Source organism: Lentzea kentuckyensis (assembly GCF_002150765.1).
Lineage (GTDB): Bacteria > Actinomycetota > Actinomycetes > Mycobacteriales > Pseudonocardiaceae > Lentzea > Lentzea kentuckyensis.
On the sequence record NZ_MUYM01000092.1, the window covers coordinates 1,812 to 2,716 of the forward strand.

Consider the following 905-nt stretch of genomic DNA (forward strand, 5'->3'; position numbering starts at 1 on the left):
TGGCGGGCGCGGTGGTCGCGGAAGGGTTGATGAAGGTGGCGGGTCACGACGTCGTGGACATCTCGCCCTGGTCCACCAAGGAAGGCCTGTTGCTGGATCTCGTGGAGCGCTCGCGCGTCCGGAGCTCAGCGGCCCTGTCGGCGTAGTGGGCCGGCCTAGCAGCCGCTCAGCGCCGTCACGGCGTCGTCCACGTCGCTGAACAGCAGCAGCAGCTGGTCGACGGCGGTCATCTCCAACGGACGCAACACGACTCTGCTGTCGCTGACGACACCGAACTTGACGCCGAGCACATCGGCCTGGGCCTGGGTCTCGACGAGCGTGCGGATCCCCTCGGACCCGAAGAAACGCACTTCCCGCAGGTCGATGACCAGAGCGGGCGGCTTGCGGTCGAGCAGCTCGGCGAGCCTGCTGCTGACCGGTGCGGACGACATCATGTCGATCTCGCCGGTGAGGGCGACGATCGGGATGGACTGGACATAGGTAGTTCGCTGGCGAAGTTGGTTCATGTGGACTCCCGTCCGCACCGACCGTACGCGCCCGAAGGTAACGACCACAAGCCGAGACGGTTTTCTCCAGGCCACCACGGGTACACGCCGAGTGACCGCAAAATCCCTGATAGACGAGGAGGAACCGTGTCGACCACGGAGACCGGTCACGTCACAGGTACGAGGGACAAGGACTACAACATCCTCTGGTTCACCGAGGCGTGCCTCGACAACGCGCTGCGTCTGGAGACCTACATCTCCGACGCCGAGCGTGCGGGCGACCAGGAGCTGGCGGAGTTCTTCCGCAAGGCGCAGGGCGAGAGCCAGAAGGGTGCCGAGCAGGGCAAGCGGCTGCTCGCGTCACGCCTGAGCAAGTCCTGATCGCGTCCTGAACGAGTACTGAGCGAGTCGGGCGGGGTG

2 protein-coding genes are annotated in these 905 nt (G+C 65.6%); one reads left to right on the top strand and one right to left on the bottom strand.

The genetic code is table 11. From position 1 onward, the window contains the following. Window positions 1-155 precede the first annotated feature (155 nt). Window positions 156-506: an STAS domain-containing protein gene (locus tag B0F77_RS35875; protein ID WP_086667488.1), complete on the bottom strand. Its 351-nt coding sequence runs from the start codon at window positions 504-506 to the stop codon at window positions 156-158. Between the two features lie 126 nt (window positions 507-632). On the opposite strand from B0F77_RS35875, the gene B0F77_RS35880 reads away from it, so the two are divergent. Next, on the top strand, window positions 633-866 hold the full coding sequence (locus B0F77_RS35880; RefSeq protein WP_086667489.1) for a hypothetical protein: 234 nt from the start codon (window positions 633-635) through the stop codon (window positions 864-866). Window positions 867-905: the final 39 nt, after the last annotated feature.